Here is a 19,828-nt window from a genome sequence, read left to right as displayed (position 1 = left end):
TAAAGTTAAATCGCTTAACCGCAGCAGCTTGACGATCCGCACTGACTAGCCGCCACATCTTTACCTTCACCAAGATAGGTGTTTTTAAGGTAGAAATCGCTGAATCGTTCAACAAAGTCCGATGATACTGACTTCACGGCAAAACCTGTCTCTAAAACGGCGTGCTGCCATGCCTGCATCTTTGGCAGACCACATAGGAAGTCATACCCGGCCTTTTCTTTAATAATCGCAGCGCGATGCAAGAGCGGTAACCAAGCAACATCAACTTTGCCTAGCGTGTTTGAGTCAAAGAATCGCGTGTCACCTGTCAGTTGCTTCTCAGCTTTCTGGAAAACCAATTGTAACTTACTTGCCCTTTCATCAAAGGTCGCTTTATCTTTGCTGCTCATGGTGCCGCACTGCATCAGGTAGTGTTTGGTACCCAGATAGCTCCATGCGCGCTGCACCGCTTTGTCTTCGTTACTCAACTGGTCTTGCAAAGGTCCAAATTCATCTTCGATGTATTCAACGATGGCATCAGACTCGAACAAAGCCACGCCGCTTTCGGTGATAAGCAAAGGAACCTGCCCATTGGGGGAGATTTCCAGGAACCAATCAGGCTTATCCTTGAGGCTGATGTATTCAATCTCATAAGGGACTTCTTTAGCCTCAAGCAATGCAGTGACACGTTGAACGAAAGGACAGATTTTAAAACTAACAACTTTAATCATAAGAATGCTTCTTCTTTTAGGGACTTTACCTATAAGACGAAGAGGAAATGAAAAAGACGAAGGATGATGACAATTTTTTTCTAAGTTTTTAAATTCCAGAATAACTCGCGCTGTTGCGGAGCAGCTTATGCTCCTCTCTTTTAGTAAACTTTGCTAAAATGCTCTTATTACAGAACAAAATATGAACGGAGTTTCATGTCTCAAGCCTTGCCTAAAAACCGTACCGAATGGCTTATTTTCTTTCGTCGTGCAAAATCTATCGACACGTTGGATTTAATGCTGGACGGTGCGTTAAAAAAACTAAAGACGCCTGCAGAACAGGCTGATGCGATCCTTGGCCATGAGGCCAGACTGGATGAACTTGAAGGGGTTCGTAAGGCGATTTAAGAAAAAAGGCACAATGCTGTTCATTATGCCTTTTCGTGCATTCAGGCTGATTGGTTAAATTTCTCAGATTTTTCTGGATCTAGAGGTTTAACTGGCGCAGGTTCAGTTTCTTCAGGCTCTAGCATTTCTTCAGCTTTCTTTTCTGCTTCTTCGACCAGTTCGCTGCCTTTCTCTTTGCCTTTATTCCAGAGCTCTGAGCTTTTCTCTTTTGCGCTGTCCCAAAGGTTGCTTCCACCTTCCTCAGCGTTATTGAGCAGCTCCCCGCTCTTTTCTTTGGTCGCATCCCAAGCATTCTTACCTGCCTCTTTCGCAGAGCCCCAAGCTTCGCTTGCAGATTCTTTCGCTTTCTCCCAGCTACTTTCTTCCTCTGCCTGCGCCGATAAAGGCAACACAAGCATTAATGACAGCACCAGTGCTTTCATTGGATTCATCATGCTCTCCCTATTTGATTGCTTGGCGTTTGGTTTGAATCTTATACCCAAACCCGCGGTATCGTCAGTCTATTAAAGACAACTTGAATCACATATCAAGTCACCCTATCAGAAATATAAAACAGTGTTCAATATTTTTATATAAAAGAGCCACCTCCATCGGTGGCTCTTAGGTTGATTTCAGTCTATGCCCTTTTAGCCATCACCTCGGTCAATTTGAACATTCGCCTGTTGACTCCTTTTCACACCAACGCCCAGCTTTTCCAAGCCTGCACGAATCAAAGGCAGCAACAGAACAAACACCGAAATGCACATAATGGTCAACGTCAGTGGCCTTTCCCAGAGGAAGCTCAAGCTACCATCAGAGATAATGAGCGACCGACTGAGGTTGTTTTCCATGATACCGCCCAATATAAAGCCCAGGAGCATTGGCGCCATTGGGAAATCCAATAGTTTGAGCAAAATTGCCACGACAGTGATCAGTACCATCATGTTGATATCAAACGTATTGAAACTGACCAGATATACACCTGTGATGGAGAAGAACAGGATAAGTGGGATAAGAATCGGTCTTGGGATGACCAGCAGACGCGAGATATATGGGATCAGCGGCAGGTTCAGAATGAGCAGTACGATGTTGCCAAAGTACATAGAGATGATCACGGACCAGAACACATCCGGGTTATCAATAAATAAGCGCGGCCCTGGCTGGATGCCATAAGCAATCAAAGCACCCAGCATGATCGCTGTTGTACCAGAGCCTGGAATACCCAAGGTTAGCAGTGGCACAAAAGAACCTGTCGATGCCGCATTATTGGCTGATTCTGGCGCTGCAAGGCCTCGTAATGCACCTTTACCGAACTTCTCCTTCAGACGTTTTGGCGCGAGGTTTCGTTCCAAACCATAAGCAAGGAACGACGCAATCGTTGCACCTGCACCGGGAAGCACGCCCACGATAAAGCCAAAGACTGAAGAACGGGCTACCGTTGGGGCGACTTCTTTCACTTCGTCTTTAGACAATTTCATGCTGCCAAGCGCCGCCATGTCCATATCTGGTTCTTCTTCTTTGTGCTGGCCTTTCAGCACAGTCATTACCACTTCTGCCAAAGCAAACGTTGCCATTGCCAACAACAGGAAGCTGATACCGTCAATCAGATCGATATTGTTGAACGTAAAGCGCGGCGCACCGGTAATAACATCCGTACCAACGGTCGCAATCATCAGACCGAATACCGTCATTGCCATCGCTTTTAGCACCTGACCTTTACCAGCAAATGCAGCGACTGCGGTCAAGCCAAGGATCATCAAGGCAAAATAGTCGGCAGACTGGAAACTTAGCGAAACCTTTGCCAGTGCTGGTGCGGCAAACAGCAGAATAATTGCGCCAATCGTACCGCCAGTAAAAGAGGAGTACGCAGCGAGCGCCAAGGCTTTACCCGCCTGACGTTGTTGAGCAAGAGGATAACCGTCGAACGCAGTAACCACTGTACTCGCACAACCTGGTGCGTTAATCAGAATAGAAGAAGTGGAGCCACCAAATACGGCACCATAATACACGCCTGCCATCAGGATGATGCCAGACGCAGGATCCAGACCATAAGTAATCGGGATCATGAGCGCCACTGCTGAAATTGGGCCAAGACCCGGCAGCATACCGATGAAGGTACCGGCGAAACAGCCAACGACCACCATCATAATGTTAAAAGGCATAGTTGCGGTGCCTAAGCCCGTAGCAATTCCTTCCCACATAGCCTTAACCTCCGAACAACTGGGTAAACGCGCGCCCTGGAGCGAGATAGATATCTAATAGCTTTGCCAGCACAAACCAGATACCCACAGCAAACGGCACAGACGCAATGAACAATGTTTTTGGACGACGTTCACCAAGAATCCAGTAACCGACAACCAAAAAGAAAATGGTAGAAAGCAGGAAGCCGACCCACTCCAGTGCAAAAGCGAAAGCAACAATCAGCACCAGCAGTTTCGCCACCAAAACAAAATCCAGCCCCGCCAGAGACAACTTCGCGGCAGCGTCTCTTCGCCCAGTAACCAGCATGAGCACGCCTAAAATGCCGCCCATATACGACAAGGCAATAGGCAAAGTCTGTGCGTGGAAAGGTTCGTATTCGTCACCGGGCAACATTGGGATTTGACGAGCGTAGTAGCCGTATGCCACTGAAAGACAAAGAAATATGAGACCACCGATATGGTCTTTAGTGACAACCATGTGACACTCCTTGAACTGCAAATTAAGACGGAAATGTCCGTCTTGAAAAGCGATAAGGCCTTATCCTTGGGCCTTAAATTGAATCAGGACTCGGAGAACCACCGAGCCCTTTTCGTTGAGGCTTAGCGCAGGAAGCCAAGCTCTTTCATCAGTGCACCCACTTCTTGCTCCTGACCTTCAAGGAAAGTGACGAACTCAGCACGAGGTTTGAAGATTTCGATCCAACCGTTGCGGTCACGAACTTCCGCCCATTCATCGGTCGAATACATTTTCTCCAGTACTGCAGCGTATTCATCAGCTTGTGCATCAGACAAACCCGGTGCGGCAAAGAAACCACGCCAGTTGGTGAACTCTGCATCAACACCCAGCTCTTTCAGAGTCGGAACATCCGCAGCTGCTGGAGAGCGCTCTGGACCTGTCATAGCCAGAATGCGAACTTCGCCTGCATCTTTGAGTGCCAGTGCTTCTGAGAAACCGGTAGACAGCAGTTGAGCTTCACCTGACAGAATGCCAGCCATTGCTTTACCACCTGCATCGTAAGCGACATATTTCAGTTTCTTAGGATCACCACCCGCTGCTTTGAATGCTTGAGCTGCAACCAAGTGGTCCATGCTGCCTCGCGCAGAACCACCAGCGATCGCAATAGAACGTGGGTTTTCTTTGTAGTCAGCCAAAACCTCAGCGAAAGTTTGGTATTTGGAGCTGGTTGGTACCACGAAAGCCGCATAGTCACCAATCGTCGCGGCGATTGGCGTCAGGTCACGGAAAGACTGAGGGAAAACTTTAGAAAGTGAGCGAATAACAATCGGGGTTGAATTCACCATCAGCGTATTGTCAGCTTGATCAGCGGTTTCGATCAGGTGCGCAATCGCTTTACCGCCGCCGCCACCAGACATATTTTCATAAGAAACAGTTTCAACAAGACCTGCTTTAGACAAAGCCTCACCGGTACCGCGCGCAGTGCCATCCCAGCCACCACCTGCACCACCAGGGATAAGGAAGTGAACTTCTTCAACAGCAGCGTTAGCTATTCCCGCACTCAGTGCAGACGTGAGCGCCAATGCAGCAACGAATGAACGTTTTTTGGCGAACAGATTTGAAATCATAGGTTTTTCCTCGTGTCGTTCCGTCCTTTGGACGAGATAGATTTATGCCGAAACTCCGCTCAAAATGGCGTTTTAGCGCAATGCGCCGTTTCGGTATCTTAGCCCTACTCTTTCAAACTATTTGGTGACCTCGGATCTGGAAAGCTTGTGTTTTTAATGTTTTTTTAAACCTTTAAAAACATTTTGTTCATATTGTTCACTTGCGTGATAAGGAACAAAGAATCATCATTTCAAGTAGATAGATAATTGCGAGTATGCTTAAACCACGAACTCGCCCTCTTTAGTAAACAAAAGGTTTCACCTCTGGATGTTTTCACTTCGCGCGCTCAAGCTCAAAACCCGCATGATGCTGATCCTTGGCATGATGGCCTTGCTGCAAACTGGATTTATCGGTCTGTTTGCACTTTTCTATCTTTCTCATTCTCTCGACGAACAAATCAGCCAACGTGCCTTAAACGTGGCCAAAACGATTGCCGCCATGCCGGCCGTGGTTGAAGCAGCAGAACAGAGAGACAGTGAATACCTGCAACCGCTGGCCATTGATCTGGCCGAAGTGAATGACGCCCGGTTTGTCGTGATTGGAGACCGAAATGGCATAAGACTCGCCCACCCATCTTGGGAACGGGTAGGTAAACCCATGTATGACGATGACGGCGATTACAACGAGCCCGCCTTGCTTTACGGCAAACCCTATATTCAAAAAGCAACGGGTAGCCTCGGGGCGACAGTGAGAGGAAAAGCCCCAATCTTTGACTCCAGTAGCGAAGAGGTTGTCGGCATTGTCTCGGTCGGTTTCTTGCTCAAATCCGTTGATGACATCATCAACCGCTATATCGCCACGCTCTATATCGTTATTGCCATCAGCTTTTCGTTAAGTGTCTTGACGGGTCTGTGGTTTGCTAACCACTTTAAAAAAGCGATTTTTGGTCTTGAACCCGAACAGATAGGTCGATTGTTTCAAGAGAGAAATGCGACGCTTGAATCCGTCCGTGAAGGGATCATTGCCGTCAATAACAAAGGGCGTATCACGACCTTTAACCGCGCTGCCGTTGAAACGCTGGGATTAGATGCCAACACTAAGCTCACCGACCGCCCTATTGAAGAAGTGCTGCCCGACAGCCGTTTAATGGATGTGCTTAAATCCGGTAAACCGCATTTTGATAAAGAAATTTGGCTACAAGACAGAAACCTGATTGTGAACCGTCTCCCCCTGCTTCAGGACAACGAAATCACAGGCGTTGTGTCGAGCTTTCGCCGTAAAGACGAGCTCGATGCCGTGAGTAAACAGCTGACTCAAATCCAGCAATATGCGGATACGCTGCGCAGTCAGTCCCACGAGTATTCCAATAAACTCCATACCATTGCGGGTCTGATACAAATCGGTGCTACCGATGAAGCATTGGCTCTCATTGGACAGGAAACCCAAAGCCATCAAGCGCTGATACACCTGATGGTTGAAGCCGTGCCTGACCCTATCCTCGCGGGCTGTTTGCTGGGGAAATACAACCGCGCCAAAGAACTGGGTTTACGCCTCGAAATCGACCCAGAAAGCTCAATGAAAGAGATTCCCGATCACATCCCTCGCGAAGAGTTAGTGAGTATCATCGGTAACTTGATCGACAATGCCCTTGAAGCCACGTTAAGCAACAAACGCATGGAAGTCAGGCTGTCCATGACCGATCTAGGCAATGACCTCATATTTGAAATAGAGGACGAAGGGCAAGGTATTCTCGAAGAAGACCACTCGCGCATCTTCCTTAAAGGTGTCACCAGCAAAAAGGGCGAAGGTCACGGCTATGGGCTTCATTTGGTGCAAAAGCTTTTGCAAAAGCTCGGTGGTACGATTTTGCTCGAGCCTGGCGATACCATGGGCAGCCGTTTTACGGTGTATATACCCAAACAACCTGAAGATACTTGTATTCAGAGGCCATGAATGCGTTCAATTCGAGGCAAATTTCGCGAGGAATAGTGGTTCTATTTCCGTGGAATTTAACGAAGAAGTGGGCGCATTGATGACCTCCCTTCGGGCGAGTTGACTGGCGCCGTGCTCTTTGTTGTCCCTTTTTGATGGAGGTGACTACACCAGCAAAGGGACGCCGCGATCACAACACCAGTCAATCTCGCTGAATCCTGCATCTTCAGGTCGTTTGGGTATACCCTTAAATCCTTTGAAAATCAGAGCTAAACTATCAACAGAGACTAAGCAAGGAGTCAGCAGTACCTATGGCACAAAACATCCGCGTCGTTATCGCAGAAGATGACGTTCAAATCGCAGAGATTCAAAAACGCTTTCTTGAACGTATCGAGGGCGTCGAACTTGTCGGCATCGCGCATACGCTTGAAGACGCGGAAGATTTGGTGGATGTATTCAAACCTGAACTCCTGCTTCTTGATAACCACTTCCCTAATGGAACAGGCCTCGAGCTTCTCCGTAAATTACGGGCAAACAACAGCGAAACCGATGTCATTCTTATTACAGCGGCCAAAGAGGTCGACACCTTGCGTGAAGCGTTACGCAGCGGCGTATTCCACTACATCCTCAAACCGCTAGTGTTCGAACGCTTAAAAGAAGCCATTCATCAATACGCCGCGCATCTTGAAAAATTGCATGCCATGGATGATTTGGTTCAAACCGACGTCGATACCTTATTACCTCAACGTACGGTAAGTACGGGTACAGCGTCACAAGAAATCGCCAGTTCCATTCAACGACTGCCAAAAGGGATTGATGGCATCACACTCGATAAAATCCGTACCGTGTTCTTTGATTCAGACGCCTCCCTCAATGCAGAAGAAGTTGGTGCCATGATCGGCGCGAGCCGCACCACGGCAAGACGCTACCTCGAATACATGGTCAGCACCCAGGAATTGGAAGCACAGGTTAATTACGGCAGCGTCGGTCGACCTGAACGCAGATACATCTCCGCATAAACCCTTTTGCAGACTAGGAGACGAGTCGCGCGACTGTGATCCTAATTGAATAATTGGAAGTTAACATATTCAGTTATAGTGCGTTATAACGTTATTTATCGCGTTCCATCGAATGAACGCTTAGTCTTGATTGTTAGCGCTTTTCGTAAGTGTCCAAGTCCTTCTTCAACATGGAGTTAGAAAACATGAACCATGCCCCTCTCTCAGTGACAACGTCACTCCCTGAGAGTTTTCGTCATCAAGATTTTCTGACTTTTCATAGAAGAGACAAAACTGAGCTGGCTGAAAAAGTCGAAGGCAATGAAGTGATAAAAGGCATCACCTTAGAAGGCGTTCCTACCCTACTTCACCTTTCTTTATCTGCAGATTCAGCCAGACTGGATATTCAATCGGACGCAGAAACGTGCCTAATGACAGAGGACGATCTCAATAGTCTTCTTCAACATATGCTCGGACTAAAGCAAGCCACAGAAGACTTTGAATCAGAATACAAAGCTCACTGCGATGTTTCCCGCCTATTGAATCATTCTTCAGGGCTCCGAATTCCTCAAACCGTTACACCCTTCGAAGCCATTACATGGGCAATCACGGGACAGCTCATCAGCGTTGAAGCCGCAGTCTCAATTCGACGCAGACTGATTCAGGCAACCGGGAAGCAACACAGCAGCGGCATATGGTGTTTGCCCGACGAAATAATTCTGGCCCAAACCGAGATTGATACTTACCGAAACTGCGGATACTCGAACAGTAAGGCAACAACCATTCAGCGTATTGCTCAAGCGTTGGTAGACGGCAGCCTGTCTCTGTCGTTAGATGCAGACCCCGAAGAGATCGGCAAACAGCTTCTTGCTGTCAAAGGTGTGGGGCCATGGACGGTCAGCTATACCCTTTTGCGTGGATTCGGCTGGTTGGATGGTTCACTTCATGGCGATGTCGCCGTCCGCAGAAGCCTTCAACAGTTATTAGGACTGGAAGAAAAGCCAACGGAGAAAGAAACTCAACAATGGCTTGCGCCTTTTTCTCCTTATCGCGCATTGGTCGCAGCACATTTATGGGCGATGGATTCTGCCAAGAGTTACTAGAAATCATCCAGAGGGGCCGGCTTTTGCACGCTCAATAGAATCTTGAATCTCACTTTCAATGTCAGTAAGTCGCTGCTTAAGCTGTTGAGGTGATTTTACTCCATTGAATGGATTTACTTTATCGACGATCCTCAAGTCATAGTCGATATCTTTATTTCTGAATTTTTCTGGCTGAAACATGGCCATTCTTGATAGCGATTCAATCATCATCAGAGACTGGCAGGTGTTGTACCGACTAAGCGTATTGTAGCTGGACAGCAAGTGAGGGTTTTCCATACAAAACTTAGCCATCTTTTTATATACATCTACGCACTCAGTATGAGTCTGAAATTTACCAGTTGTTTGATAACTCACCTTACAAATTTCGAATTTAGCATTCAGTTCTGGGTTGCCTGTGTCTGGCGAAGAGAATTCATCATGCTCTTTTTCACAACCACTAAATAGAAAAGAACTTCTAACACTGCATGTCTCTCCTTGTATTTTTGGTTGGACGCTTGATTCTGATACTTGCGTTTCAACCGATAAAGGTGCTTTTGAGATTAACAACCCTTCAATATCATCTTCAAAAGGGAGTAACACCAATAAGATCGATAACACAGCACCAAAACCAGACACTTCCCTAACTGACAACATAAACATTCCTTTTTGCTTATTTTATACGTTGCTTAAAATGCTTTATCAATATGCAACGGTTGAGCGCTGTGACTTTTAATTACCAATTTATTCAGCTTTCTCAGATGGACAACAGTTATCGCCACTTAAAATCGTTCATTTCGCTCTCAGATTGACGTAAAAACATGCACTTGAACGTCTTAACGTGCCACAGTTGCGGAACCCTAATGATCATTGCGGTATGCTCCCCGCCCTCGTACCGTGATCAATGACACATTTATGCATTACAAAAACATGTTGGGTTATCGTTACCCTAAAGGGCCGTTTGCCATGATCAGCGTGTACACCTTCACCGGTGCCGCTGTTGTTACCTCTACGGTTTTTTCGCTGCTACTATTCCTTTCCATTGATGACAACACCATGATGAAGGTGTTGTTTGGTACTCTGGCAATCATTTTCGAAGCGGGAAAATTCTACGCTTGGTACGAATTTGGAGAGCGTCGCGCACACAAAAACTACACAGGCGCAATCACTGCGTTGGTCTTCTATTTAGTGCTGGCTGCCATTTCTATTGGCGGGAGTATTGGCGGCATCAACAGTGCAACCAATAAGGCGCAGGGTGTTATCTCCATTCAGGAAGCAAAAGTCGCAGCCTACGACAGACAAATCGCCGCCATCGAAAAACAAATTGAACTCAATAACCTCGCCGCTGAAAAGTACATTGAAATGGAACGCATCGCGACAGGCGTTACCCGTATTCAGCAGCAAAACAACAAGCTTCGTGAAGAGCAAATCAAGTTGGCAACAGAACGCGATTCGTTGCCGCCTGTAACGCAAGGCTCTGCGATTGGTTTGATTGACAGCCTGGCCGATGCGTTCAGCGTTTCTCAGCAAGCTGCACAATTCGGTCTTGTCGTATTCCTTTCTATTTTGCTCGACCTGTTTGCGGCTTTCTTTGTCGGTGTGATTGGTGAAGAGTTGCGTTTCCGACGCTTCTATCAACACCACACTGAAATTGATATCACGCCGGAAGATGTTAGCAAGCCGATTGGCTATCTGGAACATAAACCCGCTTTAGATGAGCCTTTCACCGCGGATGCTGCTTGCGCAGAAGAAGCACTGTCGCTTGAAGATAAAGTAAAAAAAGCGGTGCAAGACGGCGTGATCACATGCTCTAAGAAAGCCGTTGGTAAACATTTCCTGCTTTCAACGGATGATGTAGACGCTTTGTTTGAGCAAATGTTGCTTGGCGGCCTTATTGCTAAGAAAGCCAACAATCATTATTACTTGTTGGCTTAAAACACAATCAATGAAAAAGAGCGCGTAAAGCGCTCTTTTCTTTATTTGATTAATTGGAGTCTAAAGCCCGTCAGTGGGTTCCGCACTCACTTCTGTCACACTGCTATCTCCCTTTGGCTTGATGGTTTCAATCACCATCTTGAGGTCGTCAATCAGCCCTTCGTTTTTGCTGTTTTGCTCTTCCAGTGTCGTCACTTGTGCCGTTAGCGATGCTTTTTCCTGCTGCGACATCGATAAATCTGACTGCACTTTATCCAGTTCACTCATCAGCTTCGCGAGTTGAGGATCGACGTCGGGCTTCGACGTCAGAGCGGTATTTAACATCTGGGCCTTTTCTTCCAGCACCAGGGCTTGTTGCTGCATCGGTTGATTGCGAAGATCTAACCCTTCCAGCGCTTGCGCAATGGCATGAAGTCGGTTTTCCAACTCAAGGATCAGTGGTTCAAACTTACCATCATCAACATTTCTAAACCGCTTTACCTCCTGACCGATATGCTTCACGTGGTCAATTTCAAATTGAACGGCAGCCACAGCGGCATTGATGGCATCTATGTCCCGGGGATTTGCATTAACGCTGGCGACCGCTTGTTCGAGCGAAGCTTCTGACTTAGTGAAACTGATGGGCGCTACGGACTTAAACCCTTCACGGCGAAGCAAGGTAATCTGATTTTTCAGTGGCTCAACGTGGGTTTTGAGAACAACGGCAATTTCTAATTTCTTTGCATTTTCAAGGAACACGACTTGCTTGACCTGCGCATCATCAATGTCGTTATCCGCGACATAAGAGAATAACTTCCTGTAATCAGAAGCCAAGCGGTTATAGCGTGATGCATACAACTCATCTGCGCCTATCTCTACGAGGTAAGCCATCTCAGCAATCGATTCAGCCAGTAATGAATCTGCAGTCGTTTTGAGTGTTTGCAATCGTTCAAAAAGCCCATCAACTTTTGACAGACGTTTGTCGAAGATTTCAGCATACGTCCCATCAGAGAAGACAGAATAGTCTTCTGTTGCTTTCGCGGGGTTTGATGCGAAGTCTTCGTACACATCGACAGCGTCATCCCATGCATCGAACAGATCATCGACCAAGTCATCGTCGTAAAGCCTTAGTGACTTGCTTTCCTCCATCTTAGCCAGCCAACGCTCGTAGTTTGCTTTTGATGCTTCGTAGATCTTTAGTGTGTTCTGGTTTTCTTGGGCGGGTGCATTGGTTTCAGAAGCAACCTGTCTTGGCTCACTGGTTGACTGACAGGCACTGAGTAAAGATGCAAAGGCGACGGCACAAAAGACCGCATTGAGTTTGTTCATCGGCTAATCCCCTAGGTCACTGAATCTGAGCTGGTTAATATTCAGAGCATCATTGTTTTATTTTTCTTATAGTTAGCTGCCACTTTTCGCTTTTAGTGATCTGAATCACTCCCCTTAAAGCTAGACCAATGCCTGAATCAGAGTCAGCAGATAAACATGACTTAGATCACACTGATTTTTGTAAGTTTTACACGACGAGATCCCGTATTTAGAAAAAGATAACTTTGGTTTAAAAGAAGCAAAACCAAGTTCACATTTAATTAAAATCATCCTAATTAAAATCCTTAATGAAAAATAAATCAGGAAATTAAAGAATCGGATAACATGTTTTACTTTGGTTAATTAAATTAGACTAAATATAAATACCAGTGTTAATCACGACTCTTATTTATCCAATAACTGTCGAATTTATATCTTATAACTATTGGCAATATAGATCTCGTTTATATGCTTAAGCCTTTGGCTTTATGATTCGCCATAACCACGCTTGCTGACTGAAACCAGGTGGTTTCGAGAGAGTCTTCATACATGGATGATTCCCTCTCACTTGTTAAATATATTTTATACCCAAACAACCTGAAGATGCAGGATTCAGCGAGATTGACTGGTGTCGTGATCGCGGCGTTTCTTTGCAGGTGTAGTCATCTCCATCAAAAAGGAACAACAAAGAGCACGGCATCAGTCAACTCGCCCGAAGGGAGGCCCTCAATGCGCCCACTTCTTCGTTAAATCCCACGGAAATAGAACGACTATTCCTCGTGAAATTTGCCTCGAATTGAACGCATTGATGACCTATGAATACAAGCATCTTCAGGTTGTTTGGGTATATGTTTTTATTTTGTTATTTGTTTCATTTTAGCCCGCTACTTTTTTAAGGATTATTATAGAATGACAATGAGCGTTATATTTAACCTCGCGATATTCATCGCGCTTATCTATTTCCTTTATAAACTCCAAGCCAAATATGTTCCTTTTACTAAACGCGTTTTTGCTGGCTTGGGTTTAGGTGTTGTTTTTGGTGGATTACTGCAACTGTTTTACGGTGCAGGTTCAGACATCATTGCCAGCAGCATTGACTACTTCGATATCGTCGGTAAAGGCTACGTTAAGCTACTGCAAATGATCATCATCCCATTGGTCATGGTCTCGATCATTTCGGCCATTCTCAAACTGAATGGCGGCACATCGGTGGGTAAAATCAGCGCGATGAGCATTGGCGTATTAGTGATTACCACCATGATTGCAGCATTGGTTGGCATTGCATGGTCGCTGCTATTCGGTCTGAGTGCAGATGGCCTGACAGCAGGGGCAGCGGAAGTTGCCCGAGGCCAATCCTTGGAAGCAAACCTGGGGCGTGTAGAAAGCTTGTCTTTCGCTAACATGATTCTAGAGTTCATTCCTGCAAATCCATTCCTGGATATGACTGGCTCGCGTAAAACATCGACAATCGCCGTGGTGATCTTCTCCATCTTCATCGGTTTGGCTGCGACAGGTATTTCCACCAAGAAACCCGAAATTTACGCCTCATTCGAACACTTCATCAAAGTCGCACAAGCCATTGTGATGCGCATAGTGACTATGGTGCTGCGTTTGACGCCTTACGGTGTATTGGCGCTAATGACCAAAGTGATTTCAGGGTCTAACTACGCTGATATCGTGAATTTGGCTAACTTCGTGTTTGCTTCTTATGGCGCGCTGATCACCATGTTCGTCATTCACTTGTTGATCATTTCACTGGTTGGCCTGAACCCGATTCGCCACCTGAAGAAAATTATCCCGGTACTGACCTTCGCGTTCACTTCACGATCCAGTGCTGCAACCATTCCTTTGAATGTACGTACACAGGAGAAAGCGCTTGGCGTACCAAGTGGCATTGCCAACTTTGCAGCTTCATTTGGTGCGACCATCGGCCAAAATGGTTGTGCAGGCATCTACCCGGCCATGCTTGCGGTGATGATTGCACCAACAATGGGGATTAACCCGTTGGATATCGGATTCCTCGTTCCTCTAATCGCCATAATTACTGTCAGCTCATTTGGTGTTGCCGGTATCGGCGGTGGCGCGACATTTGCTGCGTTGATTGTGCTTTCAGCAATGGACTTCCCAGTGGCATTAGCAGGCCTTCTGATTTCGATTGAACCTCTGATCGACATGGGCCGCACCGCGTTGAACGTTTCAGGTTCTATCACAGCAGGTTCTGTGACCAGTAAGCTGATGGGCGAAACTGACATGACCGTTTTCAACGAGGACAAGCCGCTGAATTTGGATGGCGAAGACGCCACCGCATAAACACTCATCTAATTGCAATCGGGGGCATCACGTCCCCTTTTCCTGTTCTATTTAAAGGTTCAAACCATGAACATCGTTATTATCGGCGGTGAAGCAGCAGGCATGAGCGCTGCGGCTAAAGCTCGTCGCGTTAACCCAAACGCTACCATCACAGTCTATGAAGCCTCAGAAGTCATCTCCTTCGGTGCATGCGGTCTTCCCTACTATGTCGCTGATGAGTTTCAAGATGCTGGCTATATGTCAGAGTTCACGCCCGCACAGTTTGCTGAACGTGGCATTACCGTAAAAACTGGCCATCGCGTCACCAAGTTGGATGCTGAACAAAAGAAGCTGGAAGTCGTCCATCAGGGCAAAACGTTCATCGCAGAGTATGACCGCCTGATGATTGCCACCGGCGCGAGAGAACTGTTGCCACCGGTTTCTGGCCTCGACAAGCAAGGCGTTCATACGCTTCGTGTCATGCAAGACGGTCTTTCGCTAAAAGAAGCGATTCAGGATGAATCATGTCAGCATGTCACTGTGATTGGTTCTGGCTTTATTGGCCTTGAAGTCGCCGAAGCCATGATTCACCAAGGTAAGAAGGTTCGACTGATTGAACGTGCTGAGCGCCTGATCCCTGATGCATTTGATGCCGAAATCAGCGTTCATTTTTCGTCTGAACTGGAAAAAGCGGGCGTTGAGATTCACACCGGCGAATCCCTGAAAAACATTTTGGGTGAAGGTCATGTTTCTGGTATTGAAACAGACAAAGGCCAGTACGTAACAGATTTGGTCATCGTGTGTACTGGCGTTAAACCAAACACCGAATTTCTGAAAGAGACTGGTATCAAAACCTTAGATAACGGTGCCATTGTCGTGGATCGCCAAGGTAAAACATCACTGAGCGATGTTTGGGCTGCGGGCGACTGCGCAACAATCTGGCATTCAGTATCCGGTGAGAATGTGTATATCCCACTGGCAACCGGTGCGAATAAGCTTGGCCGGATGATTGGTGACAACATCGCGCAAACCGAAGGTGAACCACTGGAGTTTCCGGGTTCTTTGGGCACAAGCTGTGTTCGCGTTCTGGGATTGGAAGCCGGCCGCACTGGTCTTTCTGAGCAAGAAGCTATTCGCGCTGGCTTTGCGGTGAAAACCGTCACCATCAAAGACAAATGCCACACCAATTACTGCGAAGGCCAATCTGACATGCACATGAAGTTGGTGTATGAGGAAGGTTCAAAGCGTATTCTTGGCGCGCAGATCATTGGTTACAAAGGCGCGGTACACCGCATTGATGCAATGGCTGTCGCCGTAAGTACAGGGTTGACCACCAAGCAACTTGGTATGATGGACTTTGCCTACGCGCCACCGTTTGCGCGCACGTGGGATATTATGAACGTGGCAGGTAACGTTGCGAAATAACATCAACCTGATGTGAAGACTCTGAAAGCCAGCGACGACGCTGGCTTTTTGTTTCCAAGCGTTCAAAGGCTCATCCGTTCAATATATTGCACACATCACAATCTCAACATCTTTTCTTTCAGGTTTCTGCCTGCTTTCTCTCCTTTCCTTGCAACCAAATAATCCGGCAGTTAGGCTAATCTCAACTCTACTGGTTCATCGAATGGAAGCCGCTATGGAACAGATAACTAACCGCTCGCTACTCTCGGCAATGTGCGAAAACACGAACACTGCCATCGCTGTTGATAACCCTGCTACCGGAGACGTTCTGGGTTATGTGCCTAATCACAGTCAGCAAGAGATAGAAAATGCCGTCAGCAAAGCCTCAGAGGCACAAAAAGCCTGGGCCAAACAAACAGCGAAACAGCGTAGTGAGGTTTTGATCCGATGGTTTAACCTACTGATGGAAAATCAGGAAGATTTAGCGCGCATCATGACATTAGAGCAAGGCAAACCGCTTGCCGAGTCCCGTGGTGAAGTCGTTTATGGCGCGTCATTTATCCAATGGTTTGCTGAAGAAGGTAAGCGCACTTATGGCGAGACCATTCCAACGCCAATGGCTGACCGCAGAATCATGACCATTCGCCAACCTGTCGGCGTTGCAGCGGCCATCACGCCATGGAATTTCCCTATCGCGATGATCACCCGTAAAGCCGCGCCAGCACTGGCAGCAGGTTGCAGCTTTATTGCCAAGCCTGCTGCTCAGACGCCCTTAAGTGCTTACGCTGTTGCAGAACTTGCGTATCAGGCTGGTATACCCCGTGATTTACTGGCGATAGTGACAACAACTGATGCAGTGATGGCTGGTGAACTCTTCTGTAGCAGTGATCAAATACAAAAAATCTCCTTTACTGGCTCCACTAATGTCGGCCGTATTCTCATGAAACAAAGTGCCGAGAGCGTTAAACGTGTGTCGATGGAGCTTGGCGGCAATGCCCCTTTTATCGTGTTCGATGACGCAGATATCGATGCCGCTGTGAAAGGTGCCGTTGCCTCCAAATTCCGCAACGCAGGTCAAACGTGTGTTTGTGCCAACCGCTTTTACGTTCAGGATGCGGTGTACGACGAATTCGTCGAGAAGTTCTCAGAAGCCGTGAAAGCACTGAATATCGGAAATGGTCTCGAGGATGGCGTAACCATTGGGCCTTTGATTGACGATAACGCCAAATCCAAGGTCCAACGCCTGATTACTGGCGCGACAGAACAGGGGGCGAAAGTAGCCGTTGGAGGAAAAGATCAAGGTGGTCGATTCTTTGAGCCAACGATCCTCACTGATGTCACCCACGACATGGCGATTGTTCAGGAAGAAATATTTGGTCCTATCGCCCCTGTCATTCGATTTAGCGACGATAACTCTCTGGTGCAGATGGCGAACGACACCATTTACGGCCTTGCCAGTTATTTCTACAGCAAAGATATCAATCGTATTTTCGCCATTGCGGAAGCGCTGGATTACGGCATGGTGGGCGTCAATGAAGGGGTTATCTCTACCGAAGTTGCACCGTTTGGTGGTGTGAAGCAATCTGGCATTGGCCGCGAAGGTGCCAAACAGGGTATCGATGAATACCTGAATACCAAATATATCTGCCTCGGTGGTTTGTAATCACTTTCGGTGAATCAAAAAGCAGGGACAAAATTCCTGCTTTTTTTGCTTAAATGGCTAAAAACACATACCAAACCCACTTAACACCAAGAAATCCCTTTCATTCACTTTTACGCTCATAACATTCACTAATCTTTAACGAAATTCCTCTACATACGTAAGTGACTGTTGGAAATCTGCATAAAAATTCTGCAATCAAACTTCACAAAGACGGGTCTTTTCCTTTAATGTGAAGCGCAACAGTGTTTTTTCGTGCCACAGTGCGAAACTACGCTCAATTCAAAAAGAACAAAGGTAAAAAGATGTCTGACGTACCTTCAGCTGTTGTAGAAGTCGCAGCTAATGCACAAACCGTTGCTGAATCTTCCGGTTCCGTATGGCCATACGTGGTTGGCGGTATCGCTCTTGTCGTCGCAGCGGGATTTTGGGGTTACAAGCTAGTAAGCCGTCCTACTTTCATCATTAAGCAGATCCGCCGCCGTAATCTGAAAGCAATGAAGAAAGAAGGGATTGAAAGCTCAGAAGCAACCAACGATTTGGATAGACTGCTGACTGCAATCGAAGAACATGCAGTCACCAACAAGATGTCTGGCGCTGACATGATCAAACTTCTGGCACCACTCAATGACCAGAACCGCATGAAGTCGGCAAGAGATATGTACCTAACCATGCAGCACATCGCTCGCGAAGTTGGCAATACTCGTCTTGCTGGTGAGTTTAAAGGTAAATCTTCAGGCGTGAAATCCAGCTCTAAGCTGATGGCAGGTCTGTTTAAACGCGCAGGCATCTAAAGCCTTAGCAAAGAAGAACTCAAGGCACCTTAGGGTGCCTTTTCTATTTCATGGCAGCCTTACCGCCAATGATCTTATAAGCAGGTGTTCCCCTGACCAACGTCTCCCTCGCAAACACATTGCCACAAGAAGGACATTCGCAAGGCGTTTCAGTGTAGTCAGTTACAATGCGTTCTTTGAAACACTTCACCAAAGACCCTTTCCCACCTTTCTTGTATTTAAACAACATCGCCTTGCATTTCGCGCAGATGATATCGACTGATCGTTCCGGCAATTTCTTGTTGGGTTTCGCCACGTTACCTCCGATGATGACTTCCTCGATCTTATCTCAAAGAATGCGTTAGACCAAAGTCTTAGGGCGGGAGAAAAACTGAGAGAAAGCTTATGTTTATCAGGACTGGTTAACATACCGTTTACAATGTCGGCTATTCTTTGCTGGTTATCTGCGATGCGTCTATCTCACGCTTTGCATCTTATTCCACGGCAACGGATACCTATAACATTGGAGTGTTGTATGAAAATCAAATCCTTGGTGAAAACCCTTTCATTGGCAACTGCCATCGTGACAGCAGGCATGGGCAGTGCCGCTGCGAAAGAAAGAGACTACATCCTCGCTACAGCATCTACGGGTGGCACATACTACCCCGTCGGTGTGGCACTGGCGACTCTGAGTAAAGTGAAGCTGGAGCCTCAGTACAAGTTTTCACTGTCTGCTATCAGCTCTGCAGGTTCTGGCGAAAACGTTAAGCTGCTCCGCGAGAATGAAGCACAGTTTGCAATCCTACAGGGTCTCTATGGTGCATGGGCGTGGAATGGTGAAGGCAAAGTTGAGCAGGCAGGCCCACAGAAAGAACTGCGTTCTGTTTCCATGCTTTGGCAAAACGTTGAGCACTTCATCATGCTAAGCGATTTGGCCAAAACTGGCACCATGGCAGACATGAAGGCTATGGACGGTAAGAAGTTCTCTATCGGTAAGAAAAACTCAGGAACAGAAGGCTCTGGCCTGCAAATTCTGAATGGTTTGGATATCAACACTAACAAATTCAATATGGCGTACCTCGGCTACGGCGCCAGTGCTGATGCCCTGCAAAACGGCAACATTGATGGCATGAACACGCCTGCAGGTGTCCCAGTCAGCGCTGTGACCCGTGCTTATGCGGCAATGGGCGATAAAATCAAAATCCTCAACTTCACCGACGAGCAGGTTAAAGAAGCCAATGGCAGCTATAACCTATGGACCCGTTACGTGATTGAAGCCAATACTTACCCAGGTCAAACCGAAGCGGTTGAAACCATCGCTCAGCCTAACTTCCTGGCAGTACGCAGTGACATCAGTGACGAAGACGTATACCTGCTGACAAAAACCATCTACGAAAACCTGGCTTTCCTGAATGGTATTCACAAAGCCACTAAAGCGATGTCGCTACAAAAAGCCATTGATGGCCTACCTGTGCCACTACACCCAGGTGCGGCTCGCTACTACAAAGAACAAGGTTTGACGATTCCTGATCACCTTGTTAGCAACTAACGGCTAAACCCAAGGCGCTGACCCCGTCAGCGCCGCTTCTTCATTTCCAGCCCAACAGGACGTCGTGTCTTCTTTTGCACG

The 19,828-nt window shown here is 47.0% G+C and carries 18 protein-coding genes; 10 read left to right on the top strand and 8 right to left on the bottom strand.

Annotation, left to right across the window (positions count from 1 at the left end; genetic code table 11):
- Positions 1–14: 14 nt before the first annotated feature.
- A complete protein-coding gene (locus tag QL223_RS08440) occupies positions 15–710 on the bottom strand; it encodes a glutathione S-transferase family protein (RefSeq protein ID WP_281544461.1) in 696 nt (231 codons plus the stop codon).
- A 195-nt stretch (positions 711–905) separates the two neighbouring features.
- Here QL223_RS08440 and QL223_RS08435 point away from each other — a divergent pair, with 195 nt between their 5' ends.
- Positions 906–1,097, top strand: a complete 192-nt coding sequence (locus QL223_RS08435; RefSeq protein WP_002540284.1) for a hypothetical protein — start codon at positions 906–908, stop codon at positions 1,095–1,097.
- Between the two features lie 41 nt (positions 1,098–1,138).
- On the opposite strand, the gene QL223_RS08430 is transcribed toward QL223_RS08435, so the two are convergent.
- The 4 genes from QL223_RS08430 to QL223_RS08415 all read right to left on the bottom strand — a co-directional run bounded on the left by QL223_RS08430 (position 1,139) and on the right by QL223_RS08415 (position 4,861).
- A complete protein-coding gene (locus QL223_RS08430; RefSeq protein ID WP_281544460.1) occupies positions 1,139–1,531 on the bottom strand; it encodes a hypothetical protein in 393 nt (130 codons plus the stop codon).
- Positions 1,532–1,723: 192 nt separating this feature from the next.
- On the bottom strand, positions 1,724–3,277 hold the full coding sequence (locus QL223_RS08425) for a tripartite tricarboxylate transporter permease (protein WP_046306169.1): 1,554 nt from the start codon (positions 3,275–3,277) through the stop codon (positions 1,724–1,726).
- 4 nt (positions 3,278–3,281) lie between these two features.
- The gene (locus QL223_RS08420) at positions 3,282–3,755 is read right to left on the bottom strand and encodes a tripartite tricarboxylate transporter TctB family protein (RefSeq protein WP_002540281.1); all 474 of its coding nucleotides are present in this window, start codon (positions 3,753–3,755) and stop codon (positions 3,282–3,284) included.
- 122 nt (positions 3,756–3,877) lie between these two features.
- Positions 3,878–4,861: a tripartite tricarboxylate transporter substrate-binding protein gene (locus tag QL223_RS08415; protein ID WP_002540280.1), complete on the bottom strand. Its 984-nt coding sequence runs from the start codon at positions 4,859–4,861 to the stop codon at positions 3,878–3,880.
- A 307-nt stretch (positions 4,862–5,168) separates the two neighbouring features.
- Between QL223_RS08415 and QL223_RS08410 the strand changes: the two genes are divergently transcribed.
- The 3 genes from QL223_RS08410 to QL223_RS08400 all read left to right on the top strand — a co-directional run bounded on the left by QL223_RS08410 (position 5,169) and on the right by QL223_RS08400 (position 8,874).
- Positions 5,169–6,794 carry a sensor histidine kinase gene (locus tag QL223_RS08410; RefSeq protein ID WP_281544459.1) on the top strand — a complete coding sequence of 542 codons (1,626 nt, stop codon included), beginning with the start codon at positions 5,169–5,171 and terminating at the stop codon, positions 6,792–6,794.
- 290 nt (positions 6,795–7,084) lie between these two features.
- A complete protein-coding gene (locus tag QL223_RS08405; RefSeq protein ID WP_281544458.1) occupies positions 7,085–7,792 on the top strand; it encodes a response regulator in 708 nt (235 codons plus the stop codon).
- A gap of 185 nt (positions 7,793–7,977) precedes the next feature.
- Positions 7,978–8,874: a DNA-3-methyladenine glycosylase gene (locus QL223_RS08400; RefSeq protein ID WP_002540277.1), complete on the top strand. Its 897-nt coding sequence runs from the start codon at positions 7,978–7,980 to the stop codon at positions 8,872–8,874.
- 3 nt (positions 8,875–8,877) lie between these two features.
- Here QL223_RS08400 and QL223_RS08395 read toward each other — a convergent pair whose 3' ends face one another.
- Positions 8,878–9,513, bottom strand: coding sequence for a hypothetical protein (locus QL223_RS08395; protein WP_281544457.1), 636 nt, complete (start codon positions 9,511–9,513; stop codon positions 8,878–8,880).
- A 252-nt stretch (positions 9,514–9,765) separates the two neighbouring features.
- On the opposite strand from QL223_RS08395, the gene QL223_RS08390 reads away from it, so the two are divergent.
- Complete coding sequence (locus QL223_RS08390) at positions 9,766–10,785, top strand: hypothetical protein (protein ID WP_002540275.1); 1,020 nt, start codon at positions 9,766–9,768, stop codon at positions 10,783–10,785.
- A 60-nt stretch (positions 10,786–10,845) separates the two neighbouring features.
- Here QL223_RS08390 and QL223_RS08385 read toward each other — a convergent pair whose 3' ends face one another.
- Positions 10,846–12,093, bottom strand: a complete 1,248-nt coding sequence (locus QL223_RS08385) for a hypothetical protein (RefSeq protein WP_281544456.1) — start codon at positions 12,091–12,093, stop codon at positions 10,846–10,848.
- An 888-nt stretch (positions 12,094–12,981) separates the two neighbouring features.
- Here QL223_RS08385 and QL223_RS08380 point away from each other — a divergent pair.
- The 4 genes from QL223_RS08380 (at position 12,982) to QL223_RS08365 (ending at position 18,219) form a co-directional block, all read left to right on the top strand.
- Positions 12,982–14,382, top strand: a complete 1,401-nt coding sequence (locus QL223_RS08380; protein WP_281544455.1) for an L-cystine transporter — start codon at positions 12,982–12,984, stop codon at positions 14,380–14,382.
- 66 nt (positions 14,383–14,448) lie between these two features.
- A complete protein-coding gene (locus QL223_RS08375) occupies positions 14,449–15,786 on the top strand; it encodes a CoA-disulfide reductase (protein ID WP_002540272.1) in 1,338 nt (445 codons plus the stop codon).
- 214 nt (positions 15,787–16,000) lie between these two features.
- Positions 16,001–17,428 carry an NAD-dependent succinate-semialdehyde dehydrogenase gene (locus tag QL223_RS08370; RefSeq protein ID WP_002540271.1) on the top strand — a complete coding sequence of 476 codons (1,428 nt, stop codon included), beginning with the start codon at positions 16,001–16,003 and terminating at the stop codon, positions 17,426–17,428.
- Positions 17,429–17,730: 302 nt separating this feature from the next.
- The gene (locus tag QL223_RS08365; RefSeq protein ID WP_002540270.1) at positions 17,731–18,219 is read left to right on the top strand and encodes a hypothetical protein; all 489 of its coding nucleotides are present in this window, start codon (positions 17,731–17,733) and stop codon (positions 18,217–18,219) included.
- A gap of 43 nt (positions 18,220–18,262) precedes the next feature.
- On the opposite strand, the gene QL223_RS08360 is transcribed toward QL223_RS08365, so the two are convergent.
- Positions 18,263–18,514, bottom strand: a complete 252-nt coding sequence (locus tag QL223_RS08360; protein WP_002540269.1) for a hypothetical protein — start codon at positions 18,512–18,514, stop codon at positions 18,263–18,265.
- Positions 18,515–18,733: 219 nt separating this feature from the next.
- Here QL223_RS08360 and QL223_RS08355 point away from each other — a divergent pair, with 219 nt between their 5' ends.
- Positions 18,734–19,747: a TAXI family TRAP transporter solute-binding subunit gene (locus QL223_RS08355; protein ID WP_281544454.1), complete on the top strand. Its 1,014-nt coding sequence runs from the start codon at positions 18,734–18,736 to the stop codon at positions 19,745–19,747.
- Positions 19,748–19,828: the final 81 nt, after the last annotated feature.

This window comes from Grimontia sp. SpTr1 (genome assembly GCF_947387585.1).
GTDB classification, from domain to species: Bacteria; Pseudomonadota; Gammaproteobacteria; order Enterobacterales; family Vibrionaceae; genus Enterovibrio; species Enterovibrio indicus.
The sequence above is the reverse complement of the archived record's forward strand: the minus strand, read 5'-3'. Positions and strand labels throughout refer to the sequence as shown.

What these genes read in the sequence shown, in the direction of transcription:
- QL223_RS08440 (WP_281544461.1), bottom strand. Translation starts at nt 710, where the DNA reads ATGATTAAAGTTGTTAGTTTTAAAATCTGTCCTTTCGTTCAACGTGTC.
- QL223_RS08435 (WP_002540284.1), top strand. Translation starts at nt 906, where the DNA reads ATGTCTCAAGCCTTGCCTAAAAACCGTACCGAATGGCTTATTTTCTTT.
- QL223_RS08430 (WP_281544460.1), bottom strand. Translation starts at nt 1,531, where the DNA reads ATGATGAATCCAATGAAAGCACTGGTGCTGTCATTAATGCTTGTGTTG.
- QL223_RS08425 (WP_046306169.1), bottom strand. Translation starts at nt 3,277, where the DNA reads ATGTGGGAAGGAATTGCTACGGGCTTAGGCACCGCAACTATGCCTTTT.
- QL223_RS08420 (WP_002540281.1), bottom strand. Translation starts at nt 3,755, where the DNA reads ATGGTTGTCACTAAAGACCATATCGGTGGTCTCATATTTCTTTGTCTT.
- QL223_RS08415 (WP_002540280.1), bottom strand. Translation starts at nt 4,861, where the DNA reads ATGATTTCAAATCTGTTCGCCAAAAAACGTTCATTCGTTGCTGCATTG.
- QL223_RS08410 (WP_281544459.1), top strand. Translation starts at nt 5,169, where the DNA reads ATGTTTTCACTTCGCGCGCTCAAGCTCAAAACCCGCATGATGCTGATC.
- QL223_RS08405 (WP_281544458.1), top strand. Translation starts at nt 7,085, where the DNA reads ATGGCACAAAACATCCGCGTCGTTATCGCAGAAGATGACGTTCAAATC.
- QL223_RS08400 (WP_002540277.1), top strand. Translation starts at nt 7,978, where the DNA reads ATGAACCATGCCCCTCTCTCAGTGACAACGTCACTCCCTGAGAGTTTT.
- QL223_RS08395 (WP_281544457.1), bottom strand. Translation starts at nt 9,513, where the DNA reads ATGTTTATGTTGTCAGTTAGGGAAGTGTCTGGTTTTGGTGCTGTGTTA.
- QL223_RS08390 (WP_002540275.1), top strand. Translation starts at nt 9,766, where the DNA reads ATGCATTACAAAAACATGTTGGGTTATCGTTACCCTAAAGGGCCGTTT.
- QL223_RS08385 (WP_281544456.1), bottom strand. Translation starts at nt 12,093, where the DNA reads ATGAACAAACTCAATGCGGTCTTTTGTGCCGTCGCCTTTGCATCTTTA.
- QL223_RS08380 (WP_281544455.1), top strand. Translation starts at nt 12,982, where the DNA reads ATGACAATGAGCGTTATATTTAACCTCGCGATATTCATCGCGCTTATC.
- QL223_RS08375 (WP_002540272.1), top strand. Translation starts at nt 14,449, where the DNA reads ATGAACATCGTTATTATCGGCGGTGAAGCAGCAGGCATGAGCGCTGCG.
- QL223_RS08370 (WP_002540271.1), top strand. Translation starts at nt 16,001, where the DNA reads ATGGAACAGATAACTAACCGCTCGCTACTCTCGGCAATGTGCGAAAAC.
- QL223_RS08365 (WP_002540270.1), top strand. Translation starts at nt 17,731, where the DNA reads ATGTCTGACGTACCTTCAGCTGTTGTAGAAGTCGCAGCTAATGCACAA.
- QL223_RS08355 (WP_281544454.1), top strand. Translation starts at nt 18,734, where the DNA reads ATGAAAATCAAATCCTTGGTGAAAACCCTTTCATTGGCAACTGCCATC.